Source organism: Caenispirillum bisanense (assembly GCF_900230255.1).
Lineage (GTDB): Bacteria > Pseudomonadota > Alphaproteobacteria > Rhodospirillales > Rhodospirillaceae > Caenispirillum > Caenispirillum bisanense_A.
Map to the genome: position 1 here is coordinate 403,681 of NZ_OCNJ01000002.1, position 23,313 is coordinate 426,993.

Sequence of the window (23,313 nt, forward strand, 5' to 3'; positions counted from 1 at the left end):
GGCGACGGGGGCCGTGCGAGCACTTGCACGGCCCCTTTCCCTGCCTATCATGCCTTCTGCATAAGACGACGACATCGGGAGCCCCGCGCCATGACCGAGCATTTCGACGCCCTGGAAACCCGCGACGCCGAGACGCGCGAGACCGCGCTGATGGCCTCCCTGCGCGACACCGTCGCCCACGCCAAGGCGGCGGCGCCCTACTTCGGCCGCCTGCTCGCCGACGTGGCGCCCGAGGATCTGCGCAGCCGCGCCGACCTGGCGGCGCTGCCGGTCACCCGCAAGCACGACCTCATCGAGCTGCAGAAGAACGACCCGCCCTTCGGCGGTCTGGTGGCGGGCGGCCTGCGCCTCGGCCACATGTTCCAGAGCCCCGGCCCGATCCATGAGCCGGAAGGCGTCGGCGACGACTACTGGCGCGCCGCCCGCGCCCTGTTCGCCGCCGGCTTCCGCCCCGGCGACCTGGTGCACAACACCTTCAGCTATCACTTCACCCCGGGCGGCTGGATCCTCGACAACGGCGCCCGCGCCCTCGGCTGCACCGTCTTCCCCGCCGGCGTCGGCCAGACGGAGTTGCAGGCCCAGGCCGTCGCCGCCATGAAGCCGGCCGGCTACACCGGCACGCCCAGCTTCCTGCGCATCATCCTGGAGAAGGCGGCGGAACTCGGCCTCGACTGCTCGTCCCTGAAGAAGGCGCTGGTGTCCGGCGAGGCGCTGCCGCCGTCGCTGCGGGCGCAGATCAAGGACCTCGGCGTGCTCGCCTATCAGGCCTACGCCACCGCCGATCTCGGCGTCATCGCCTACGAGTCCGAGGCTCTGGAGGGCATGATCTGCTCCGAGGACGCCATCGTCGAAATCGTCCGCCCCGGCACCGGCGACCCGGTGCCCGAGGGCGAGGTCGGCGAGGTGGTGGTGACGGTGTTCACCCGCGAATACCCCCTCATCCGCTTCGGCACCGGCGACATGAGCGCCGTGCTGCCCGGCATCAGCCCGTGCGGCCGCACCAACATGCGCATCAAGGGCTGGATGGGCCGCGCCGACCAGACCACCAAGGTGAAGGGCATGTTCGTCCACCCCGAGCAGGTCGCCGCCGTGGTCAAGCGCCACCCGGACCTGATGAAGGCCCGCCTCGTGGTCACCAGCGTCGACAACGTCGACCAGATGACCCTGCGCGCCGAAAGCACCTCCACCGACGCCGCCCTCGCCGCCGCCGTGGCCGACAGCCTGCGCGAGGTGGTCAAGCTGAAGGGCGCGGTGGAACTGGTGGCGCCGGGCTCGCTGCCCAACGACGGCAAGGTCATCAGCGACGAGCGGACGTACGAATAGGGCGGGGTCGGGGGCGAGGCGTCCTCCACGGCGGCCGCGGTGTACGCCGTGGACGCCCGGCTCGGTGGTCGGGCATGCCAAGTTATTGAAATTCCACCGAAAATTGTCATGGCCGGGCTCGACCCGGCCATCCACGGCGTCACCGGCCTCAGCCGTTTGTCCGCACCGTCCTTCACGGCAGGCGCCGTGCACGCCGTGGACGCCCGGCTCGGAGGCCGGGCATGACAAGGTGTTGATGCCACAGCAAAAATTGTCATGGCCGGGCTTGACCCGGCCATCCACGGCGTCACCGGCCTCGACCACCTGTCCGCACCGCCCTCCACGGCTGGCGCAGTGCACGCCGTGGATGCCCGGCTCGGAGGCCGGGCATGACAAGTGATTGAAATGTCGGAAGAAATTGACAAGGCCGGACGCGATCCGCCCATCCTCCGCGTCCCCGGTGACGTCGTGAACCCGGTCCCATTCGTACGCCCACGCTTGACACGGGGCGTCCGGCGGTGATGCTTGGGGCGCCCGTGGCAGTGCAGAGGACCGACGCCCCGTGATCGACGCCTTCGTCAAAGCCTTCGCCCAGCTTCCCGACCGCCGCATCCGGTCGGTGGTCATTCTCGGCCTGATCGCCGCGCTGGTGGTCTACGTGCTGCTCGCCGTCGGCCTCGCCTGGGCGTTGTCGTCCACCGCCGTGGTGTCGCTGCCGTGGGTGGATGCGCTGGTGGACGTGCTGGGCGGCGTCGCCGTCTTCGTGCTGTCGCTGCTGTTCTTCCCGGCGCTGACCACCGTCGTCATCGGCTTCTTCCTGGAGCAGGTGGCCGACGCGGTGGAGGACCGCCACTACCCCGGCCTGCCGCCCAACCGCGAGCAGCCGCTGGCCGAGGTGCTCGGCACCACGGTGAAGTTCGCCGCCATTACCGTCGGCCTGAACCTGGTGGCGCTGCCGCTCTACCTGTTCCTCATGCTGGTGCCGCCCATGTCGCTGGTGCTGTTCTACGCCCTGAACGGCTACCTGCTGTCGCGCGAATACTTCGAGGTGGTGGCCCTGCGTCGTGCCGACCCCGCCACCGTGCGCACCCTGCGCAAGCGGCACATGGGGCGGCTGTGGCTGGTGGGCGCCATCATCACCTTCCTGTCGACGGTGCCCTTCGTGAACATCGTCGCCGCCGTCGTCGGAACCGCCGCCATGACCCACGTCGCCACCCGCCTGTTGCGTCGCCACGACCTGCTGCCGGACACCGGTGCCGGCCTCGCCGGAGCCGGCCGCTGATGACCCCGCCGCGTCTCCTGCCCGCCGCCGCCGTGGCCGCCGTCCTCGCGCTCGCCGCCTGTACGGGCGATCGCCCGGTGCGGGTGCTGCAGGCCGACGGGACCGAGGTGCTGGTGTCCGTCGCCAATCGCTCCGCGAGCCCCGCCCGCACCTCCACGGCGGCCCCGGCAGTGCGCGAGACGCCGGTGCCGGTCGCCCCGGCGCGGACCCAGCCGGCGCCGGAACCCGTCACCACTCCCGCCGCCGCCGCGCCTGCCGAAGCCGCGTCGCCGGCGCCGCGGGAGGAGCAGGTGGCCGCCCTGCCGCGCCCGGTGCTCGATGCCAAGGCCATCGCCGCCGCGCCCGATCCCGCCGGGTTCGTCGGCAAGGCGCCGGCCGTGGTGCAGACGGCCTTCGGCGACGCCACACTGCGCCGCCGCGAGCCGCCGGCGGAGGTGTGGCAGTACCGCACCGGCGCCTGCGTCCTCGACCTCGTGTTCTATCCCGAGGGCACGGCGGGCGCCTTGCAGGTGGCGCACGTTGCGCTGCGGCCGGTGGACGCGCCGGCCATCGACGGCAAGACCTGCGCCGCCCACGTGCGGGCGCGCACGCCCGGGCGCGACTGAGCGCGGCGGAAACGAGGCAGAGGTCCGCCCTAAGGTCGCCACTTTGGCGGAGCACCGTTCCCCCACTGCACCACCATCGGGGGACCCGAGCCGCCATGAGCACCCGCACCACTTTCGTCGCCGCCGCCGTCCTGGCCGTCGGCATCGCCGCCGCCGGTGCCTTCACCGGCTGGGGCTTCCTGCACGGCCGCGAGGCGACCCGCGTCGTGTCGGTGAAGGGTCTGGCCGAGCGCGACGTGCAGGCCGACCTCGCCCTGTGGCCGCTGCGCTTCACCGCCACCGGCGACAGCCTGGACGCCGTGCAGCAGAAGATCCGCGCCGACGGCGTGGCGGTGCGCGAGTTCCTGGAAGCCAACGGCATCGGCACCGGCGAGATCCAGGTGCAGGGGCTCGAGGTGACCGACCTGTTCGCCCAGCTCTACCGCTCCGGCCCCGTCGAGAACCGCTTCATCGTCGCCCAGACCCTGCTGGTGCGCAGCCCCGAGGTGGAGCGGGTGTTCGATGCCGGCCAGAAGGTGGGCGATCTGGTGGACCGCGGCGTCGTCATCTCGTCGGAAGGCATGCCGGGCGGCACGGCACCCATCTTTCTGTTCACCCGACTGAACGACCTGAAGCCGGCCATGATCGCCGAGGCGACGGCCAACGCCCGCGCCGCCGCCGAGCAGTTCGCCCACGACTCGGGCAGCACGCTCGCCGGCATCCAGTCGGCCAATCAGGGCCTGTTCCAGATCCTGCCGCGCGACCAGGTGCCCGGCGCCATGGAAGAACGCCAGATCGAGAAGACCCTGCGGGTGGTGTCGACCGTGGAATACCGCCTGACGGACTGAAGCCCGACGGCGCGCGCCGTCGGCGCCGTCAGCGCCTTGCGGCAACTTTCTGGTTCAGCGCCTGACGGCGCCGGCGGCGCGGGCGACCTGCATGACGGCGCGGGCGCACATCTCTTCCGCCGGCAGGCCGGTGGTCTTGCAGTCCATTTCGGCCTCCAGCAGCAAGTCGAGGGCCTGGCCGATGAGCGGCACCGTCCACCGCCGCATCTGCCCCTTGAAGCGGTCGGCCACCTTGAAGAACACCGGCGGGCGCAGCGACGCCACCGCCTGATCCGCCGTCTTGCCCGCCTGCATGGCGCCGACCGCCAGGTGCAGGCGCTGGAAGTGGCGCTGCAGCGAGCGCAGCACGCCGACCGGGTTGGTGCCCTCGCGGTACAGGCGGTCGAGCACGCGCTGGGCCGTCGCGTTGTCGCCGTCGGCGACGGCATAGGCGAGATCATCGAGGCCGAGCGCCGCCGTGTCGCCGATGCAGGCGGCGACGTCGGCCAGCGACACCTGTCCCCGACCGCCCATGTAGAGCACCAGCTTGTCCAGCTCCGACCGGATGAGCTGGCGGTCGCTGCCGAGGTGCGTCAGCAAAAAGCCCATGGCGTCGGGCGAGGCGGCGAGACCGGCCGACCCCAGCACGTCGCGCACCAGCGTCTCCAGCCCCGCGCCTTCGTCGGCGTAGCAGGGCAGGGCGGCGGCGTCGTCGGCGCCCTCGCACAGCTTGCGCAGGGCCGAGGTCTTGGGCAGGTCGCCGGCTTGCAGCAGCACCAGGGCGTCGCCCTTGCCGTCTTCCAGGAAGGCCTTCACCCGCGGCGCCACGGCGTCGGCGGCATCGCGCAGGCGCACCACGCGGCGGCCGCCGGTGAGCGACAGGGCGGCGGCCTCGTCCACCAGGCGCGTCGGGTCGGCCTTGAGGTCGTCGGGGGTGAGGTCGGCGACGCGGAAGGGGTCCTGCGGGTCGTCGACCACCGTGCGCATCAGGCGGTCGATGCGCTCGCGCACCAGCCCGGTGTCGGGGCCGTAGACCAGCACCGCACGGATCTTCGGGTCGGGCCGGGCGACGAAGGCCTCGATGCGCCCGCCCTGCAGCTTCATGCCCCGGCGCGCTCCGCCAGGAAGGCGGCGATGCGCTGGATGAGGCGGTCGGCCAGGTCGCGGGCGGCGCGGTCCTCGGCCGCTTCCTCGGCGACGATGGTGGAATACTGGTTGTCGAGGATGTCGTAGCCGGCCAGCGCCGTCATGCGGTCCTGCAGCAGGACCGTGTCGCCCTGCAGGAGGCGGAAGTTGGCGCGCATCTGGATGGTGGCGCGGGTCGCCGTCGCGTCCTTCAGGATGCCGATGCGGCTGCTGTCGCGCGTGAGCGCCACGTCGAGCGTGTAGACCTTGGGCTGGTTGCGGCCGGCGGCGGCGATGGAATGTTCCATCTCGTTGCGCATGATCTGGCCCCACCGCTCGGCGATGGGCGGCACGAAGACCTTGGCCAGTTCGGCGGTCACCGCCCCGCCGCGGCTGCCGCCGCCGTAGAGGGGGCGGTAGCCGCAGGCGGCGGTGAGCGAGGCGAGGCCGGCGGCGGCCAGCCCGCGCAGGATCAGGCGGCGGGACGCCATCGGCTTCTCCTTGGTCACGCGACGATGTTCACGATCTTGTTGGGCACGACGATCACCTTGCGCGGCGCCTTGCCTTCCAGCTGCTGCTGCACGTTGGGCAGGGCGAGGGCCGCGGCTTCCGCCTGATCCTTCGGGCAGTCCTTGGGCAGGTCGAGGGTACCGCGCAGCTTGCCGTTGACCTGCACCGCCATGGTGACGGTGTCCTCCACCAGCAGGGCGGGGTCGGCCTTGGGCCATGCCGTCTCGGCCAGGATGGTGCCGTGGCCGAGGCGGGCCCACAGTTCCTCGGTGATGTGCGGCGTCATGGGGTTGAGCAGCCGCACCACCGTTTCGAGTGCGAAGCGCACGGCGGCGCCGTCGGCCTTGGCGGCATCCTTCACCGCATCGCCGATGGCGTTGGTCAGCTCGCGGATCTTGGCGACGGCGGTGTTGAAGCGCAGACCTTCCAGGTCGTCGGTGACGCCGGCGACGGTCTTGTGGGCCTGGCGCACCAGCGCCGAGTCGCCGACCGCCGCGCCGGGGGCGCCGAGGTCGACGCCCGAGTCGGCCACCAGCCGCCACAGGCGGTTGAGGTAGCGCCAGGCGCCCTCGATGCCCGAATCGGACCAGTCGAGGTCGCGGTCCGGCGGGCTGTCGGACAGCATGAACAGGCGGGCGGCGTCGGCGCCGTAGGTGTCGATGATGCGGGTCGGGTCGACGGTGTTCTTCTTCGACTTCGACATCTTCTCGGAGCGGCCGACCACGATGGGCGCGCCGTCGGAAATGCGCTTGGCGCCGCCGTCGGCGGTCTTCTCCACGTCACCCGGCTCGACCCACTTGCCGTTCTGGTCCTTGTAGGTCTCGTGGTTGATCATGCCCTGGGTGAACAGGCCCTCGAAGGGCTCGGCCACGTCCAGGTAGCCGCAGTCGCGCAGGGCGCGGGTGAAGAAGCGGCTGTAGAGCAGGTGCAGCACGGCGTGCTCGACGCCGCCGATGTACTGGTCGACGGGCAGCCAGTAGGCCGCCTTGTCCTTGCCGAAGCCCACCGTCTCCGCCTTCGGGTCGGCGAAGCGGGCGAAGTACCACGACGATTCGAAGAAGGTGTCGAAGGTGTCCGTCTCGCGCCGCGCGGCCTTGCCGCAGGTCGGGCAGTCGACGTGCTTCCAGGTCGGGTGATGGTCGAGCGGGTTGCCCGGCTTGTCGAAGGTCACGTCCTCGGGCAGCGTCACCGGCAACTGGTCTTCCGGCACCGGCACGATGCCGCAGGCGTCGCAGTGGATGACCGGCACCGGGCAGCCCCAGTAGCGCTGGCGCGACACGCCCCAGTCGCGCAGGCGGAACTGCACCGTGCCCGTGCCCTTGCCGAGGCTCTCCAGCTTCTCGATGGCGGCGCGCTTGGCCTCGGTCGTCTCCAGCCCGTCGAGGAAGCCCGAGTTCACGGCGACGCCGGGGTCGCTGTAGGCCTCGGTGGCGGTCTCGGCCAGATCGCGGGAGAAGGCGGCGACGTCGGCGTCGCGCGGGGCGACCACGGCGGTCACCGGCAGGCCGTACTTGCGGGCGAAGTCCATGTCGCGCTGGTCGTGGCCGGGGCAGCCGAAGATGGCGCCCGTGCCGTAGTCCATGAGCACGAAGTTGGCGATCCACACCGGCACGGTGCGGTCGGGGTCGAGCGGATGGCGCACCCGCAGGCCGGTGTCGAAGCCGCGCTTCTCGGCGGTCTCGATGGCCTCTTCCGAGGTGCCGATGCGGTCGCACTCGGCGACGAAGTCAGTGATGCCCGGGGTCTGGTCGGCCAGCGCCTTGGTCAGCGGGTGGTGCGGCGACAGGGCGATGAAGCTGGCGCCGAACAGGGTGTCGGGGCGGGTGGTGTAGACCTCGATGGCGGTCTGGTCGTGGCCGGCGACGGGGGCCGTCAGCTCCCAGAACACGCGCGCGCCTTCCGACTTGCCGATCCAGTTGGCCTGCATGGTGCGGACCTTTTCCGGCCAGCGCGGCAGGTGGTCCAGCGCCGCCAGCAGGTCGTCGGCGTAGTGGGTGATCTTGAGGAACCACTGGTTCAGCTCGCGGCGTTCCACCGCGGCGCCCGAGCGCCAGCCCTTGCCGTCGATCACCTGCTCGTTGGCGAGCACGGTGTTCTCCACCGGGTCCCAGTTGACCCAGCTGCGCTTCCGGTAGGCGAGGCCCGCCTTCAGGAAGTCGAGGAACATCTTCTGTTCGTGGCGGTAGTATTCCGGCTCGCAGGTGGATATCTCGCGCGACCAGTCGATGGACAGGCCCATGGGCTTGAACTGCTCGCGCATGGCGGCGATGTTCTCGCGCGTCCACTTGCCGGGGTGCACGCCGCGTTCGATGGCGGCGTTCTCGGCGGGCAGGCCGAAGGCGTCCCAGCCCATGGGATGCAGCACGTTGAAGCCCTGGGCCCGCTTGGCGCGGGCGACCACGTCACCGAGGGTGTAGTTGCGCACGTGGCCCATGTGGATGCGCCCCGAGGGGTAGGGGAACATCTCGAGCACGTAGTACTTCTGCCGCGCCGGGTCCTCGGTGGCGCGGAAGGAGTCGCGCTCGTCCCACTCGCGCTGCCACTTTTCCTCGGTTTCCTTGACGTTGTAGCGGTCGTCGGATCGCGACATCGGGGCTATCGTCCTGCTTCTTTATATCGTCGAAAGGGCGCCGCCCCCGCATGCAGGGGACGGCGCCGCCGGAAGGTCGTGGAGGCCGGCCGCCCGCGGGGCGCCGGCCGAGGGCGCGCTCAGCCTTCGTTGGAGGCGATGCGCAGCTGGCGGGCGCGGGTCAGCACCGCATCCTCCATCTCGCCGCCGACGCCGGGGGCGACGGGGGCATCGGCCCAGTTGCCCATGGGGTCGCGCACCTGGCGGAACACGTTCACCTTCACGCCGTCGGCGCGCAGCTCGCGGCCGAGGATGAAGACGTTGGCCTTGAAGCGCTCGCCGGGGGTGGCCGGGTCGGCATACCAGTCGGTGATGATGACGCCGCCGAAGGGGTCGGCCGACACCAGCGGCATGAAGGCGACGGTGTCGAGCGAGGCGCGCCACAGCCAGGCATTGACGCCGATGCCGGTGCCGCCGCCCTGGTCCTTGTCGTCGCCGCCGCCGCCGAACAGGCCGCCCTGACCGAAGATGGTCTCGCGTTCCCGCTCGCTCTGGCCGGGCTTCACCATGCGGTAGTCGCCCTGGTTCATGCCGCGATAGCGCTTGTCTTCCGGGTAGACCGCTTCCGTCTGACTGCAGGCGGCGAGGCCGAGGCCGGCAATGAGTGCGGTCGCCGTGAGCTTGAGGACGGTACGGCCGGAGGCGCAGGTGGTGCCCTTCATGAACCCTTCTCTCGTATCCATCGGTCTGTCGCGCCGCTGCAAGATGGCGCAGCGCCGCCCCCGGCGGGGGCGTGCGCGCCCCTTTATAACTCGCGGCGCGCGCCGGTGCGAGCCTTGCGTAAACCCGCGCGTGTTGCGTCGGGGCAACACTGTGCGGGAAACGACACGATCCATCGGCTCTATCAATTGACCTTTGGAGGGTGGCGTGGCTTCCTTTGGCTCACCCGCAGATGCACTGCCCCCGGGGTAGCCGCCGAGCGGGATGAATTCAAAGCTTTCGGCTTTGCCTGAACTTGCGAGAGAGAAGGAAGTCACCCATGAAGAAGGTTCTGCTTGGCACCTCCGCGCTGATCGCGGCTGGTCTCCTGGCTGCCCCGGCCTCCGCCGCTGAGAAGATCAAGCTCGGCCTCGGTGGTAAGATGGAGCAGTACTTCGGCGTCGTGTCCCAGGACGACACCGCCGCGTTCGATCCGACCGTGACCGGCATCAACACCGACGCCGAAGTCTACTTCTCGGGCGCCACCACGCTCGACAACGGCCTGACCGTCGGCGCGATGATCCAGCTCGAGGCCCAGACCAACACTGGCAACCCGAACGCTGACGAGCAGTACGCCTACATCGAAGGCGCCTTCGGTAAGATCATGGCCGGCCAGAAGGACGGCGTGCTGACCCAGATGGCGCACGAAGCCCCGCAGTACGGCCTGGCCGACGACGACGTCGCCGCCTTCTTCAACCCGGGCAACGTCCTCGGCGCGTCCTACAGCCGTCTGGCCGACACCACCGTCCAGACCAGCGACAGCGCCTCGGTGCACTACATCTCCCCGTCGCTCGCCGGCTTCACCGTCGGTGCCAGCTTCTTCCCGGCCCCGGACAGCGCCCTCCAGGCGAACACCGAGACCAGCCTGCACAACCAGTTCGAAGTCGCGCTGGCCTACAACGGCGAGTTCTCGGGCGTGGCCATCGGCGCCGACGTCGCCTACCTGCACCAGTCCGCTCCGGACGCCGGTAACCTCGAGGATCCGCACGCCTGGCGCGCCGGCCTCGTCGTCGGCTACGCCGGCTTCCAGGTCGGTGGTAGCTACCTGACCTTCCAGGACCGCGGTGGCGTCAACGACCTCGACAGCAACGTCTGGAACGCCGGTATCGGCTACAAGACCGGCCCGTACGGCGTGTCGCTGGTGTACCTGCAGTCGGACGTCGATCTGGCCGCCAACACCGACAACGACGCCGAATACCGTCAGTGGTCGCTGCATGGCACCTACGCCATGGGCCCGGGCGTCACCCTGGCTGCCGCCCTGTTCCACGCCACGGGCGAGCTGGACTTCGCTGCCGGCAACGACCTGGACGCGGACGGCACCGGTGGTATCGTCGGCCTGCAGCTCTCCTTCTAAGAGAGTCGCCGGTTCGCCGGTTACGGTACGGGATGGGGGAGCGGCCTTGGCCGCTCCCCTTTTCCTTTTGCGGCGGCCGCGGGGCCGCCGTTCGTGCGTTCGGGGCCTGCCGGCGGCCGAGCGCACGGGCCGCGCCCGGCGCAAGCCGGGAACGGGCAGGGGCACGGGAACGGGGCGACGGAAAAGGGCGGCGCGGGCGCCGCCGTCAGGGTGTGATGCCGAGGGCGTCCAGCAGTGGGCCGATGTGGGCCTCGTACTTGCGCCAGCGCTCCACCGAGCCCTTGTAGATGGGCTGGCGCACCTGCCAGACGCTGGCCGTGGAGACGGTGCGCTTGTTTTCGGTGTGACGCGCCATGGCCTCGTGCCAGGGCAGGCCGACGTGGTCGATCATGCGGCGGCTCTGCGCTTCGGCGTCGGCCACCACGTCTTCGTAGACCACGTCGAGGATGGGCGTCGGCACCACCGTCTTCCAATGCTCCATCAACCGCTCGTAGTGGCGGTAGAAGTGGCCGATGTAGCCCAGGTCGTAGCCATAGTCGTGCTGGCCGCCGAAGTTCTGGAAGAAGATCGACAGGCAGGTGTCCACCGGGTTGCGGCGGCAGTGCAGCACGCGCGCCTTGGGGAACAGCAGGGCGATGAGGCCGAGTCGGGTCGAGTTGCCGGGCAGCTTGTCGGTCACCCGTGCCGCCGTGGCATCGACGCGCTTCAGGTGCTCGAGGTAGACGTCGATGTACTGCGCCAGCTCCGTGGCCGGCACCTCGGGCAGGCGCTCGGGGTAGCCGTAGCGGCGCTTGAACATGCGCTCGATCAGGTTGAAGTCAGGCAGTTCGTCGCCGGCGGCCACGTCGGGGTGGCTCGACAGGATCTGCTCGACCAGCGTGGTGCCCGACCGCGGCATGCCGAGGATCATCACCGGCCGGTCCGAGTCGCTGCCCCAGCCGGCGCGTTCGGCGAAGAAGGCGGGGGTGAAGGTCTCGATCACCGCCGCCACGTGGTCTTCCCAGGCCGGCGGGTCGTACCGGCAGGTGGCGTTCTTCAGGGCGTTGGCGCGGGCGTAGTAGGGGAAGGCGAGGTCGGGTTCGCCGACGTCGTCGTGCGCCTTGCCGAGGGCGAAGAACAGGTCGACGCGGTCGTCCTCGGTGCCGGTGGCGGATTCGGCGACGGTGCGCATGCGGTCGAACAGCGGGTCGTCCAGCCGGATCTTGCCGGAGCGGGCATAGCCGCGCAGTGCCCGCGTGCTGTCGGGCTGTTCCGCCAGCAGCTTCAGGTAGCCCTCGCGCGCCTCGTCGAAGCGGCCCTCGCGCACGGAAATGTCGGCCGACAGCAGACGCATGCCCGCATGATCCGGCATGCGCGCCAGGAAGCCGTCCAACCGCTCGCGCGCCTCGGCGAAGCGACCGCGGCCGATGTAGGCGCGCACCAGGTTCTCGTGGATCTCGCCGACGCCCTGCGCCGCGGCGGCGGCCCGCTCGGCCATCTCCAGCGCCTCGTCGGTCTTCAGCAGGCCGTCGAGCATGAGGGCGAGGTTGTTGAGGAACAGCGCATTGCCCGGCTGCAGCGCGAGGGCGGCGCGGTATTCGGCTTCCGCCTCCTCCAGCCGGTCCAGCTGGTGCAGCAGCTTGGCGAGGTTGAAGCGGGCGTCGGCCGCCTTGGGGGCCAGTTCCACCGCCTTGCGGGCGAAGCTCAGCGCCTCGTCGGTGCGGCCTTCGCTGCCGAGCAGGATGCCGAGGTTCATGTAGGGCTGTGCCGCCGTCGGGGCGATGACCGTGCACTTGCGCAGGATCTTCACCGCCTCGGCCGTGTCGCCGCGCAGCATGAGGGCGGTGCCCAGGTTGTTGAGCGCCTCGCCGAACTCGGGCTTCAGGCGCACGGCGGTGCGGAAGGCGGCGAGCGCGTCGTCGAGCCGGCCGAGGCGCTGCCGGCACCAGCCGAGCAGGTTCCACGCCACGGCGTCGCGGCGGGCGAGGCGCACCGCCTCCGCCAGCGCCGCTTCCGCCGCCGGCACGTCGCCGAGGCCGATTTCCACCTTGCCCAGGTTCACCAGCGAATCGGCGTCGCCCGGCGCGGCGGCGACGGCCTTGCGCAGCAGGTCGCGGGCCGGCGGCAGGTTGCCGGTCTGCGCCGCGATGACGCCGAGCCCGGCCAGCGCCTGCGCCTGGCGCGGGTTGGTCTTGAGGATCTGGCGGTAGATCTGCTCCGCCGCTTGCAGGCGCCCGGCCGCGTGGTGCGTCTGCGCCTGGCGCAGCGCCTGCGAAAGGGTGGCGGCGGGGGCTGAATGCTGGCTCATGCGGACCTGTCCTCCTGAACGGCGGCACTCTAGCCGGTGAAGCGGAACCGCGCCAAGCCCTTCAGCGCCCGATGGTCAGCCACGCCGCCACCACCAGCACCGCCTGCACCACGCAGGCCGCCGCCAGCACGCGCAGGGCGCGGCGGATGTCGGCGGCGCCGGCGTCGCGGCGGCCCGATCCGATCCACGGGTCGTCGACCGTGTAGCCGGGGTAGGTGCGCGGCCCGGCGATGGCGAGGCCGAGGGCGCCGGCCATGGCGGCCTCCGGCCAGCCGGCGTTGGGGCTGCGGTGCTTGCGGGCGTCGCGCAGCATGGTCGCCAGCGCCGCCGTCGGGCTGCCGCCGGCGATGGGGGCGGCGGCGGCCACCAGCAGGCCGGACAGGCGCGCCGGGATCAGGTTCAGCAGGTCGTCGAAGCGGGCGGAGGCCCAGCCGAAGGCGCGGTAGCGGTCGGTCTTGTGGCCGATCATGCTGTCGAGGGTATTGACCACCTTGTAGGCCAGCATGCCCGGCAGGCCGAGCAGCACGTACCAGAACACCGGCGCGACGATGCCGTCGGAGAAGTTCTCGGCGCAGGATTCGATGGCGGCGCGCGACACGCCGGCACCGTCCAGCGCCTTGGGGTCGCGCCCGACGATCATGGCGACCGCCGCCCGCCCGCCGGCGAGCCCGCCGCTCTCCAGCCCCTTGGCCACCGCGGCGACGTGGTCGTAGAGGCTGCGCTGGGCGACCAGCGTCACCAGCAGGAACAGCTCCAGCACCCAGCCGTAGGGCAGCCACGCGGCAATGGCCTGCACCACGCCGCCGACCGCCACCGCACCGGCCACCATCACCACCAGCAGCAGCGCGCCGCGCACCCGGCGGGCGCGGTCGCCGCGCCCGGGCTTGTTGAGGCGCCGCTCGAACCAGCCGATGATGCGGCCGATGACCACCACCGGGTGCGGCACGAAGCGGAACAGGAACGGCATCTCGCCCAGGTAGGCGTCGAGCACCAGGGCGGTCAGCAGCAGCAGGAAGGGGTCGAAGGCCCCTCCCGGATGGAAGGCGAGCGGCAGGGTCGGCATGACGGCGGAGAATGCGGCGGCGCGCCGCCGCGCGCAAGCCCTCCCTAGCTCTTGAACGGTTCCGGCAGCGCCTTGTCCCAATAGGGCTCGCGGCCCCAGCGCTCGGCCAGGAAGGCGACGAAGGCGCGCACCTTGGGCGGCACGAAGCGGGCGGTGGGGTAGACCGCCCACACCGCCACGTCGGAGGCGATGGACCATTCCGGCAGCAGCGGCACCAGCTCGCCCCGCGCCAGATGCTCGCCCAGGTCCCAGCTCGACTTGCGGGCGATGCCGAGGCCGCCGACGCAGGCGTCGCGCAGCACCTCGCCGTGGTTGGTCTTCAGTGGGCCGGAAACGCGCACGTTGCGCCGCCCCAGCGGCCCCTGGAAGTCCCACACGAAGAGGTCGTTGTTCACCAGGCACTCGTGGTGCGCCAGGTCCTCGGGCACCTTGGGCGTGCCGCGGCGGGCGAGATAGCTCGGCGCCGCCACCACGATGCGGCGGTTGGGGGCGAGGCGGCGGGCGACCAGGGTCGAGTCCTTGGGCGCGCTGATGCGGATGGCGAGGTCGAAGCCGTCCTCCACGATGTCCACCAGGCTGTCGGACATGTGCAGGTCCATGGTCACGCCGGGGTTTTCCAGCATGAACCCGGGCACCAGCGGCGAGACGTGCATGCGCCCGAAGCTGGCCGGCACCGTCACCCGCAGGTGGCCGTGCGGCGTGCCGTCGGGGCGCACGGCGGCGAGCGCCTCCTCCATCTCCGCCACGATGCGCTGGGCGTGGGCGTGGAAGGCGGTGCCTTCCTCGGTCGCCGTCACCGCCCGCGTGGTCCGGTGCAGCAGGCGGGCGCCGACGCGGTTCTCCAGCGCGGCGATGCGTTTGGACGCCACCGCCGGCGACAACCCCAGCTCCCGCCCCGCCGCCGACAGGTTGCCGGCCGCGACCGCCTTCACGAATAGCGCCAGATCTTCGAGATCCATGGGGGCACCTTCAACGTTATGGAATAAGTGATGTTACAACAGCATGGATTATCAATGCCAGGTCGAGAGCCTATGGTCGGAGACATGACCCCCACCTCCCAACCCGACGCCGAGGAGGATGCCATGTCCCAGCCGTCCCTGTTTTCCGAGTATCCCGCCGTTCAGGTCCGCGCGCGCGCCGTGCAATCCGGCTTGCAGGCAGCCCGCCTGGAGCGGTCGCAGGCCGCCTTCGACCTGGTGCAGCGCCTGCGCGCGCTGATCGCACAGCCGTTCCGGCGCCGGCAGACGGTGGCGGTGCCGCCGCGTGGCGTCCGCATCGCCGTGTGCAACGACTGCTGACGCATCAGCAGGGTGTGCATTTGTCACTGACGCAACCGAGACTTGATCTTCGGCACGCTCGAAGGAGATAATCCCGGCGGTTTACCCCTGCCTCTTCCGGTCTCCGGGAGCGGCCAGCCGCCGGGAGACGTGCCATTCTGAGCGAAGACGACGTCAAGGAGCTGCGCAAGCTCGTCGCCCTGTCGCGCCGCCAGCCGGTGAACTTCGGCTTCTGCCTCGGCAAGAAGGCGCCGGAGGACGTGCTGCTGCTGCACAAGATCAAGTCGCCGAAGATGCTGGGCCGGGCCGCCAAGGAAGCCGGCACCTCGCCCAAGATCCTGTTCGGTACCTTCGCCACCGAAGAGAAGGTCGTCACCCTGACCTGCGAGGTGGCGCCGATCACCGGCATCGCCCGCCGCGTCCGCATGCTGCTGCGCCAGGCCAAGCTCAACCTCACCATCCGTGTGCTCGGCCCCGACGGCGAGGTCGCCGAGGAGGACCGCGACGACGAGGACGAGGACGAGGACGCGGAGGCGGAGGCGGAGGCGGAGTCGGGGGAGCAGGCGTCCGGCGGCGGCCCCGACGAGTCGGCGGCTGACCAGGATCGCGGCGATGCCGCCGCTTATGATGGCCTGCGGGACGAGATCGTGGCGCTCGGCCGCGACCATCGGGCGGAGCTGTCCGATCAGGCCGCCGCCCGCCTGTCGGCCGTGCTGAAGGCCGCCGATGCCGCCCGCACCGCCGGACGCATCGCCGACGGCCTCGCACTGCTGCGGCAGGTGCAGGGCGAGTTGGATACCGCGCTTGCCGACGGCGGCGGTGGCGAAGCGTCGGACGGCCCCTCCGCCAATGCGGTCGCGGCGGCCCGCGCCGCCCTGGTGGCGCTGGCCGAGCGCACCCGCGACCGCCTGTCCCCCGACGCCCTCAAGCGCATGTCCGCCGAGTTGAAGGCTGCCGACGCTCTCGCCCGTGCCGGCGACCTCGCCGGTGCCCTGGCCGGTCTGCGCGCCCTGACGCGGGTGCTGGAGCAGGCGTCGGGCGGGGCCGATCTGCTGCCGGTGTGGACCGCCGCGCGCGAAGACCTCGACCGCCAGATCGAGCTGTTGAAGGCGGCGCTGCGCAGCTTCCGCCACCCGGACCTCGACCGCATCGCCGAGGTTGGTTTCAACGCCTTCACCGACGGGCGCAACACGGCGCTCATGGCGGCGCTGTTCGACTTCAAGCAGAGCCCGACGCCGCAGGCCGCCGCCAAGGTGGAGGCCGCCATTGCGCGCTACGAGGAGCTTCTGGGCTCGGGCAGCGTGCTCGACGACTACGACGACAACCCCTTCGGCGTGCGGGTGACCCTGCGCCAGACCCTGACCCGCGGCCTCGACGCCCTGCGCGCCGGGCTGGTGGGTCGGGGATGATGCAAGGCTGATGGGCCGGGAGACGCGCGATGGAACCGAATTACACCCTGCCGCCGCAGGTCAATGACTGGACGAACCAGGTCTTCAACGGCCTCGGGATGCAACGAACGGTGCCCGACACCATGGACATCGTCGACGAGCCGATCCTCAGCCTGGAGGAACAGCAGCGAATCGAGCGCGAGATCGTCGTCCGCGAGCAAATGGCGCAGGTCGGCTGCGCGTGGCACGGCTATGCCGCGGCCAACAAGTCGACGGTCGGCGTCCGCCCGGAAACGGGGCCGGGGGGACGGTACACCAACGTCAGGATCGCCGGGCGTCCGGCACCCAAGCACGGCGGCAGTCAGGGCCAGCATACCACTGCGTTCTGCGCCAACCGCGAAGCCGTGGCTTCGGTGATCGTCGGCCGGACGGAGCAGACCGCACGACAGGACCTGGCGTACCTGTTCGAATGCCTCGGCCGACTGCCGGCGATAGTGGATCCTGCTCAACCCGTGCCCGACCACGTGTTGAACGACATCGCCGCCTATTCGAACCCGCAGACCACGGCGGGCCTCGCGGTTTCCGACATCGCCGTCTATTACCTGGAGCTGCGCGATGCCATTCCCGGCGCGTCCCTTAACACGGGTATCAACGGACTGACGGATACGTCGGGCCGCGCCAACATCGTGGGCAAAGGCGAGGGCGCGCATCTGAAGCCGCTGCGCGAGGCGGAAACCCATGCCATGGGGAACGGGACGTTCACGCAGCAGGACGTCACCGCGATCGCAGAGACCCTCTGCAAACTCTACGATGACACGTCGGAAGGGAACCTGCCGCCGGAGGCCGTTCCGAACCAGCGCGTGACGTTCCTGATGACGGTCGCCCAGGCTTTTCCGGAGCTGCTCAAGAACAACGATGTACGTCAGACCGTGCTGAATGGCGTGACGCAAGGGCTGACGCAGGAGCAGGCGACCTATGCGGCCCAGCAGGTCGAGGCCATCGCCAACCGACTCGCCGGGCGGAATGAACTGAAGCAAAGGCCCAAGCCTGCGGCCTTCGCCGCCTCCATTCACGATGGTCGCATCGACTTCGACGCGCGCCCCGATTCGATCAAGGACGGGGGAAGCATGGGCGATCACACCACCGCCATGCAGCTGATGAAGAATGCCGCGACGAAGCTGCTGTTGCCGCGGGGAGCCGAAACCACCAACGGTGATCTGAAGGCGTCGTTGAAGGCCTTGAAGGCCGATTTCTCGCTGGAGCGCTTCGCCTTCATTCCGCAGCCCGATGGGGAGATCGACGGATCGTCGCTGGCCGCGCCGTATCAGGAGCGCTTGAAGGCGACGGAGAAGAACCTGGAAGTGATCGACGCCTGCATCGCGGCTCTCGAGGTCAGCAACGCCGGCGAAGCGCCCGATGTCGAGTTCCTTCTGGAATGCGCCGAGGCCTACCTCCAATTGATGGACGACAGGCCCACGGCCGTCGTCTACGGCGGTCTCGCGGAAGGATCGGGCGAAGGGACCACGGTCGCCCTTCTCGATGAGATCGAGAGCGGACAAAGGCAGTTCTCCGACCCTCGGGAACTGTTCGAAATCGCCCTCGGGATGTTTGACAGCCGGAGTGCGAGCCGGGGGGCGGCCATGTTCGGTGGCGAGGACTACCTGTTCCGGGTCGGGGAGGAGTTCATGTTCTTCCTCAAGTCCGCCTACCCGAACATCTCGGCAGTGCTTGAAGAAGCTGCCGGCGAAGGCGGTGTCGTCCCGTTCATTATCGAGCATGTCGAACAGGTGGGAGGCCTCGGCAAGAAGGACACCGAATACGAGGAGCAGGTGACGGACGTGCCGGAGTTCACCATGAGTCTCCGGCCCCGAAAGCCCAAGAACTATAGTGACTACTAAACAATAAAGGGCGGCCGTGTTTTCACGGTCCGCCCTTCGGTAGTCTCTCTTCTCTCGGTCTCTCTCCCGACGCCTTCCGGGCGGTCGAGAGGGGCGTCAGGCCGGTTGGGCGGCCTGGGGCGGGGTGGTGGTGCCGTCGTCGGGCTTGGCCTTGGGCTCCGACCCAGGGCCCGACGGGCGGTAGGAGGAGGACGCGCCGCCGGCGCTGCTGGAGGCGCTGCGCTTTTCCGCTTCCGACAGCAGTTCCAGGCTGCCCGACAGGCGACCGCCGTGTTCCACTTCCAGGGCGCCGTAGCGCACCGTGCCGCTGATGGAGCCGGTGGCGCGCACCAGCAGGCGGTCGCGCACCGTCAGGTCGCCGTCGAAGGCGCCGGCCACTTCGGCCGTGTCGACGGTCACCTTGCCGCTGAACACGCCGCCCTTGGCGATGGCGATGTGGTGGCTGTCCATCGCCGCTTCGATGGTGCCTTCCACCACCAGCGTGTCGCAGGCGGCGATCTCGCCTTTCAGCTTGATGTTCGGGCCGACGATGAGGGTGCTTTCGGTGCTGCGGCGTTCTTCCGCGCCGCTCGCGGCCGGAGCCGCCGCACTTCCCGCCGCCGCCGCCGCGCCGGCGCCCGACTCGTTGCCGAGCCAGGACGGACGCGCCGCCCCTTCCATCGGCTTGCCGCCGACCGTGGGGCCGCCGGCCGCCGGCGGCGGTGCCGCGGCGCCGGGGTTGGCCGGAGCCCCGGGACGGCCGTAGGACGTGCCGGACGTGCGTCCGTCGTCGGTCGGCTGGGCCGGTTCGTTGTGTTCCCTGCGTGCAATCAAGGACCGCATGCGGTGGACCTCCTTCCGTGTTTTCCAGAGCGCCCCTAGAGTAGCCGCGAACGCCGCCCGATTCTGTGACAAGGACGGGGCAAACTACTGCTCGAAAGTTCGCTGCGACTCGGCAGAATCCTTCGAGTTGCTGCGGCGCGGCAACAGCCGTCGCGCGGACCCCTCGGGGCGGCGCGCGACGGCGTCATGCGCTCTGCATGTCGGAAGGCGGCGTCAGCGCGTCGCTTCGTAGGCGAGCGCCGCCGCCACCAGGTCCTCCAGCGCCGTGCCGACGCTCTTGAACAGGGTGATCTCGCTGTCGGAGGTGCGGCCGGGCACCTCGCCGCGGGTCAGGCGGAACAGGTCGCCGCGCACGGCGTCGGGGCCGATGACGCCGGCCGCGATGGGCTGGGTGAGGTCGCCGGCTTCCTTCAGGGCGCCGTCGGTGTCGATGAAGACGGAGGCGCGCGTCACCCCGTCGTCGTCGGTCTCGCGCATCTGCGGCGTGAACCCGCCGGCCATGTCCAGGTGCTGGCCCGGCTTCAGCCAGGCGCCCGGCACCACCGGGGTCTTCGACGTGGTGACGCAGGAGATCACGTCGGCCGCCTCCACCGCCGCCCGCAGGTCGGTCGCCATTTCGACGCCCTCCAGCCCGTCGGCCAGGGCCTGTGCCTTGGCGGCGTCGCGGCCGTAGACCAGGGTGCGGGCGTAGGGGCGCACGGCGCGGTGGGCGGCGATGAAGTGCGGCGCCAGCGCGCCGGTGCCCACCACCAGCAGGGTGCGGGCGTCCTTGCGCGCCAGATAGTCGGCGCCGAGTGCCGAGGCGGCGGCGGTGCGCCGGCGGGTCAGTTCGGTGCCGTCGAGCACGGCGAGCGGCAGGCCGGTGTCGGCCTCGCACAGATAGTAGATGCCCATGACCGACGACAGGTCGCGCTTGGGGTTGTCGGCGAAGACGCTGACGATCTTCACGCCCATGTAGGCGCCTTCCCGCCACGCCGGCATGAGCAGCAGCATACCGCGCGCCGCCGCCGCGTCGGGCAGCGGGTGGTGGTGGCGCAGCGGCACCGTCGCGCCGGCGGCGAAGCCCTCGCGCAGGGCCTCCACCAGGGCACGGGGCTCGAGCGCACGGGCGACGTCGTCGGCGGTCAGCAGGCGCATGGGGGCGGTTTCTCCGTGTTGTTCAGGATTGAAGCATCCAGCATGGCCGAAGGGATGGCGCGCTGTCGACCCGTCTGCGTCCTTGCAACCGGGACCAGACGGTCCATAATCATCGGGAAGAATCTCCGCTGCCTCCCCTGGACCCCGCTGGACCGCCCCTGCATGCCCCGCACCCGGGACTTCGACTGCGACACGGCGCTCGACGCGGCCCTGCGCCTGTTCTGGAGCAAGGGCTACGAGGCGGCGTCGCTGGCCGAGCTGACGGCCGCCATGGGGCTGTCCAAGTCGAGCCTCTACAACACCTTCGGCGACAAGCAGGCGCTGTTCCGCGCCGCCGTCGACCGCTACGAGCAGGTCCACATGGCGCAGGCCCTGGCGGTGCTGGCCGATGCCCGGCGCCCGGTGCCGCTGCGGGTGGAAGCCTTCCTGCGCCGCATCCTGGTGGCGCGGTTCGGCGACGGCGACCGGCGCGGCTGCTTCATCGGCAACACGGCGGCCGAAGTGGCGCCGCACGACCCGCACATGGCGGCCCGCGTCGCCGCCGCCTTCCGCCGCATCGAGGACGCGCTCGCCGCCGCCCTGGAGGAAGGGCGCGAGACCGGCGAAGTGGCGCCCGACGCCGACGCCCGCGCGCTCGCCCGCTTCTTCACCGCCACGGCGCAGGGGCTGCGCCTGCTGTCCAAGGCCGATGCCGACCCGCGCGCCCTCGACGACGTGGTGCGCGTCGCCCTGTCGGTGCTGCGATGACCGGCGCCGCGGAAAGGACCGTACCGCCGCCGGCCGAGGCCATTCCGGCGCTGGAGCCGCGACTGGCCGCGCTGCGCCGCATGGCGCCGACGCGCCTCGGGCCGGAGGTTCTGGCGATCTTCGAGTTCCACATCCAGCAGACCCTGCGCAGTGGCCTCGGCCGCGATGCCCCCGCCGTCGGCACCCGACCGCCGCCGTTGCCGGCGGGGGCGCCGACGCCGGCGCCCGCCGGGCCGCTGGTGGTGACGTGGTTCCGCGGCGGCTGGTGCCTGTATTGCCGCGAGGCGCTGGAGGCTCTGCGGGACGCACTGCCCCTGGTGACTGCCGCCGGCGCCACCCTGGTCGCCGTGTCGCCGCAGACGCCCGCCGCCAATGCCGCCACGGCGGCGGACCTGGCGCTGCCCTTCCCGCTGCTGTCCGATCCGGGCGCGGCGGCGGCGCAGGCCTGGGGGCTCGCGGTCGAGCTGGACGACACCATGCGGCGGCTGTACCTGGAACTCGGCCGCGACCTGCCGGCGGTGAACGATCCGGCGGACCCGTGGCGCCTGCCGCTGCCGGCGACCTTCGTGCTGGCCGCCGACGGGCGGGTGGCGTGGCGCTTCGTGCACGGCGACTACAGCCGGCGGGCGGAGCCGGCCGACGTGGTGGCCGCCGTCAGGTCGTCGTGCTGGTCCGGCTGAGCCGCCCGCCGTCGCGCACCGATCGGCGCTCGGCTTCGGCAGGGTCGGCCGGCAGGGTCACGACGAAGCGGGCGCCGACCACCCGGCCCTCCGGCCCCTTGCGGTTCTCCGCCCGGATGGCGCCGCGATGGGCATCGACGATCTGCTTGGAAATGGACAGGCCGAGGCCGGAATGGGTGCCGAACTTCTCGCCCGCCGGCCGCTGGGTGTAGAAGCGATTGAAGATGTCGCGCTCCTTGCCCGGCGGGATGCCCGGCCCTTCGTCCTCCACCGTCACCCGCACCACGGTCTCGTCGCGCACCGCCTTGACCGTCACCGTGCCGCCCGGCGGGCTGAAGCTGGCGGCGTTGCCCATGAGGTTGCGGAACACCTGGGCGAGGCGCCCTTCCAGCCCCGGCACCACCAGTTCGTCGTCCTCCGGTGCCTGCAGCACGAAGCGCGGCGCGCCCTCGGCATCGCTGGCGTCGTGGATGGTGACCAGCGTCTCCAGCAGCACCCGCAGGGCGACCGGCTCCACCTCGGCGCGCGACAGTTCGGCATCCAGGCGCGAGGCGTCGGAGATGTCGGAGATCAGGCGGTTCATGCGCTGCACGTCGTCGAGGATGACGGCCATGAGGCGGCGCTGCTGCTCCGGGTCCTTGATGCGCGCCGTGGTCTCGACGGCGCTGCGCAGCGAGGTGAGCGGGTTCTTGATCTCGTGCGCCACGTCGGCGGCGAAGGCCTCGATGGCGTCCATGCGGTGCCACAGCGTCTCGGTCATTTCGCGCAAGGAGGCCGACAGGTCGCCGATCTCGTCGCGGCGGGACGACAGGTCGGGGATGGTCTGGGCGCGGCCGTGGCCCGACCGCACCCGCTCCGCCGCCACCGCCAGGCGGGTGAGCGGGCGGGCGATGGCGGCGGCGAGGTAGAGCGACAGCAGCACCGTGGCGCCCAGCGTCACGGCGGCGAGTTTCAGGACCGCGAGGCGCACCTCGAAGACGCTGCGGTCGACCTCGTCGGCACCCTTGGACACCATGACGGCGCCCACCACCTGCTTGTAATGCTGCACCGGCACGGCCGCCGACAGCACCATGGTGCCGTCGCGGCGGCGGCGCACGCTGGAGCCGGACTCGCCCACTTCCAGCGCGACCACCACCTCGTCGTAGTCGCCGGCGGTCTGTTCGGGGCGCTCGATGTAGGGCTGCACGTCGCGGCGGAAGGCGATGGAGCCGCGCAGCCAGTCGTAGGCGCGGCGCAGCTGGCCCATGAGGCTCTTGTCTTCCACCGGCGGCAGGTCGGACACTTGCACGGCGCCGCCGTGGCCGACCAGCAGGCGGCTGTCGCCGACCAGCAGGCCGTTGCCGTCGAACAGCCGCACCCGCATGCCGCCCAGGTCCGCCAGGCGCCGCACCATCTGGCGCGCCGTGTCGGCGTTGATGGAATGGGTGGTCATGGGGATGAGCGGCACGGCGCTGCCCGCGTAGCCTTGCGCTTCCACCGCCCCTTCGCCGACGGCGGCGGCGATGAGTTCGGCCTGCGTGCGCAGGGCCTGCAGCTCGCCCGACACCAGCGCTTCCTCGTACTGGTCGAGGTAGAGCATGCCGACCGCCAGCAGGGCCGGCGCGACCAGGTTGACCGCCAGGATGCGGCGGGTCAGCGGGCTCAGCCACTTGCGGCGGCGGCGGCGCATCCGGCGTTCGGCGCGGGCGCGGCGACGGTCGGC

Annotated in this window: 20 protein-coding genes; 10 read left to right on the top strand and 10 right to left on the bottom strand. The window is 70.9% G+C overall.

Annotated elements, in window-relative coordinates; translation table 11 throughout:
- Positions 1–90: 90 nt before the first annotated feature.
- The 4 genes from CRP50_RS06400 (at position 91) to CRP50_RS06415 (ending at position 4,016) form a co-directional block, all read left to right on the top strand.
- Positions 91–1,323 (top strand): phenylacetate--CoA ligase family protein, encoded by a 1,233-nt coding sequence (locus tag CRP50_RS06400; RefSeq protein WP_097278150.1) that lies wholly within the window; start codon positions 91–93, stop codon positions 1,321–1,323.
- Between the two features lie 541 nt (positions 1,324–1,864).
- A complete protein-coding gene (locus CRP50_RS06405) occupies positions 1,865–2,584 on the top strand; it encodes an EI24 domain-containing protein (protein WP_097278151.1) in 720 nt (239 codons plus the stop codon).
- Entirely contained in the window at positions 2,584–3,189 is a 606-nt protein-coding gene (locus CRP50_RS06410; protein WP_097278152.1) for a hypothetical protein, read from the top strand. Before CRP50_RS06405 ends, CRP50_RS06410 begins: the two co-directional genes overlap by 1 nt.
- Positions 3,190–3,284: 95 nt before the next feature.
- Complete coding sequence (locus tag CRP50_RS06415) at positions 3,285–4,016, top strand: SIMPL domain-containing protein (protein WP_097278153.1); 732 nt, start codon at positions 3,285–3,287, stop codon at positions 4,014–4,016.
- Positions 4,017–4,070: 54 nt separating this feature from the next.
- On the opposite strand, the gene holA is transcribed toward CRP50_RS06415, so the two are convergent.
- The 4 genes from holA to CRP50_RS06435 form a co-directional block, all read right to left on the bottom strand.
- A complete protein-coding gene (gene holA / locus CRP50_RS06420) occupies positions 4,071–5,099 on the bottom strand; it encodes a DNA polymerase III subunit delta (RefSeq protein WP_097278154.1) in 1,029 nt (342 codons plus the stop codon).
- Entirely contained in the window at positions 5,096–5,611 is a 516-nt protein-coding gene (gene lptE / locus CRP50_RS06425) for an LPS assembly lipoprotein LptE (RefSeq protein WP_097278155.1), read from the bottom strand. Before lptE ends, holA begins: the two co-directional genes overlap by 4 nt.
- 14 nt (positions 5,612–5,625) lie before the next feature.
- Entirely contained in the window at positions 5,626–8,220 is a 2,595-nt protein-coding gene (gene leuS / locus CRP50_RS06430) for a leucine--tRNA ligase (RefSeq protein WP_097278156.1), read from the bottom strand.
- Between the two features lie 119 nt (positions 8,221–8,339).
- The gene (locus CRP50_RS06435; RefSeq protein ID WP_097278157.1) at positions 8,340–8,921 is read right to left on the bottom strand and encodes a DUF3576 domain-containing protein; all 582 of its coding nucleotides are present in this window, start codon (positions 8,919–8,921) and stop codon (positions 8,340–8,342) included.
- A gap of 317 nt (positions 8,922–9,238) precedes the next feature.
- Here CRP50_RS06435 and CRP50_RS06440 point away from each other — a divergent pair, with 317 nt between their 5' ends.
- The gene (locus CRP50_RS06440) at positions 9,239–10,312 is read left to right on the top strand and encodes a porin (RefSeq protein ID WP_097278158.1); all 1,074 of its coding nucleotides are present in this window, start codon (positions 9,239–9,241) and stop codon (positions 10,310–10,312) included.
- A gap of 205 nt (positions 10,313–10,517) precedes the next feature.
- Here the strand turns inward: CRP50_RS06440 and CRP50_RS06445 are convergent, their stop codons facing one another.
- The 3 genes from CRP50_RS06445 to CRP50_RS06455 form a co-directional block, all read right to left on the bottom strand.
- Complete coding sequence (locus CRP50_RS06445; protein ID WP_097278159.1) at positions 10,518–12,599, bottom strand: sulfotransferase; 2,082 nt, start codon at positions 12,597–12,599, stop codon at positions 10,518–10,520.
- A 61-nt stretch (positions 12,600–12,660) separates the two neighbouring features.
- Entirely contained in the window at positions 12,661–13,662 is a 1,002-nt protein-coding gene (gene cbiB, locus CRP50_RS06450; protein WP_097278160.1) for an adenosylcobinamide-phosphate synthase CbiB, read from the bottom strand.
- Positions 13,663–13,706: 44 nt separating this feature from the next.
- Positions 13,707–14,621, bottom strand: a complete 915-nt coding sequence (locus tag CRP50_RS06455) for a LysR family transcriptional regulator (RefSeq protein ID WP_097278161.1) — start codon at positions 14,619–14,621, stop codon at positions 13,707–13,709.
- 123 nt (positions 14,622–14,744) lie between these two features.
- Here CRP50_RS06455 and CRP50_RS06460 point away from each other — a divergent pair, with 123 nt between their 5' ends.
- The 3 genes from CRP50_RS06460 (at position 14,745) to CRP50_RS06470 (ending at position 18,225) form a co-directional block, all read left to right on the top strand.
- Positions 14,745–14,960 (top strand): hypothetical protein, encoded by a 216-nt coding sequence (locus tag CRP50_RS06460; RefSeq protein ID WP_097278162.1) that lies wholly within the window; start codon positions 14,745–14,747, stop codon positions 14,958–14,960.
- A 197-nt stretch (positions 14,961–15,157) separates the two neighbouring features.
- Positions 15,158–16,348, top strand: a complete 1,191-nt coding sequence (locus tag CRP50_RS06465; RefSeq protein WP_097278163.1) for a hypothetical protein — start codon at positions 15,158–15,160, stop codon at positions 16,346–16,348.
- 29 nt (positions 16,349–16,377) lie between these two features.
- A complete protein-coding gene (locus CRP50_RS06470) occupies positions 16,378–18,225 on the top strand; it encodes a hypothetical protein (RefSeq protein WP_097278164.1) in 1,848 nt (615 codons plus the stop codon).
- A gap of 96 nt (positions 18,226–18,321) precedes the next feature.
- Here CRP50_RS06470 and CRP50_RS06475 read toward each other — a convergent pair whose 3' ends face one another.
- The gene (locus tag CRP50_RS06475; RefSeq protein WP_217991998.1) at positions 18,322–19,047 is read right to left on the bottom strand and encodes a bactofilin family protein; all 726 of its coding nucleotides are present in this window, start codon (positions 19,045–19,047) and stop codon (positions 18,322–18,324) included.
- Between the two features lie 213 nt (positions 19,048–19,260).
- The gene (locus CRP50_RS06480) at positions 19,261–20,184 is read right to left on the bottom strand and encodes an ornithine cyclodeaminase family protein (protein ID WP_097278165.1); all 924 of its coding nucleotides are present in this window, start codon (positions 20,182–20,184) and stop codon (positions 19,261–19,263) included.
- A 162-nt stretch (positions 20,185–20,346) separates the two neighbouring features.
- Between CRP50_RS06480 and CRP50_RS06485 the strand changes: the two genes are divergently transcribed.
- Both CRP50_RS06485 and CRP50_RS06490 read left to right on the top strand, forming a co-directional pair.
- On the top strand, positions 20,347–20,931 hold the full coding sequence (locus CRP50_RS06485; protein ID WP_097278166.1) for a TetR/AcrR family transcriptional regulator: 585 nt from the start codon (positions 20,347–20,349) through the stop codon (positions 20,929–20,931).
- Positions 20,928–21,611 carry a peroxiredoxin-like family protein gene (locus CRP50_RS06490; RefSeq protein ID WP_097278167.1) on the top strand — a complete coding sequence of 228 codons (684 nt, stop codon included), beginning with the start codon at positions 20,928–20,930 and terminating at the stop codon, positions 21,609–21,611. The genes CRP50_RS06485 and CRP50_RS06490 overlap by 4 nt, the downstream gene beginning before the upstream one ends.
- Here the strand turns inward: CRP50_RS06490 and CRP50_RS06495 are convergent.
- Positions 21,586–23,280: a stimulus-sensing domain-containing protein gene (locus CRP50_RS06495; RefSeq protein ID WP_097278168.1), complete on the bottom strand. Its 1,695-nt coding sequence runs from the start codon at positions 23,278–23,280 to the stop codon at positions 21,586–21,588. The two genes, CRP50_RS06490 and CRP50_RS06495, sit on opposite strands and share 26 nt — an antisense overlap.
- Positions 23,281–23,313: the final 33 nt, after the last annotated feature.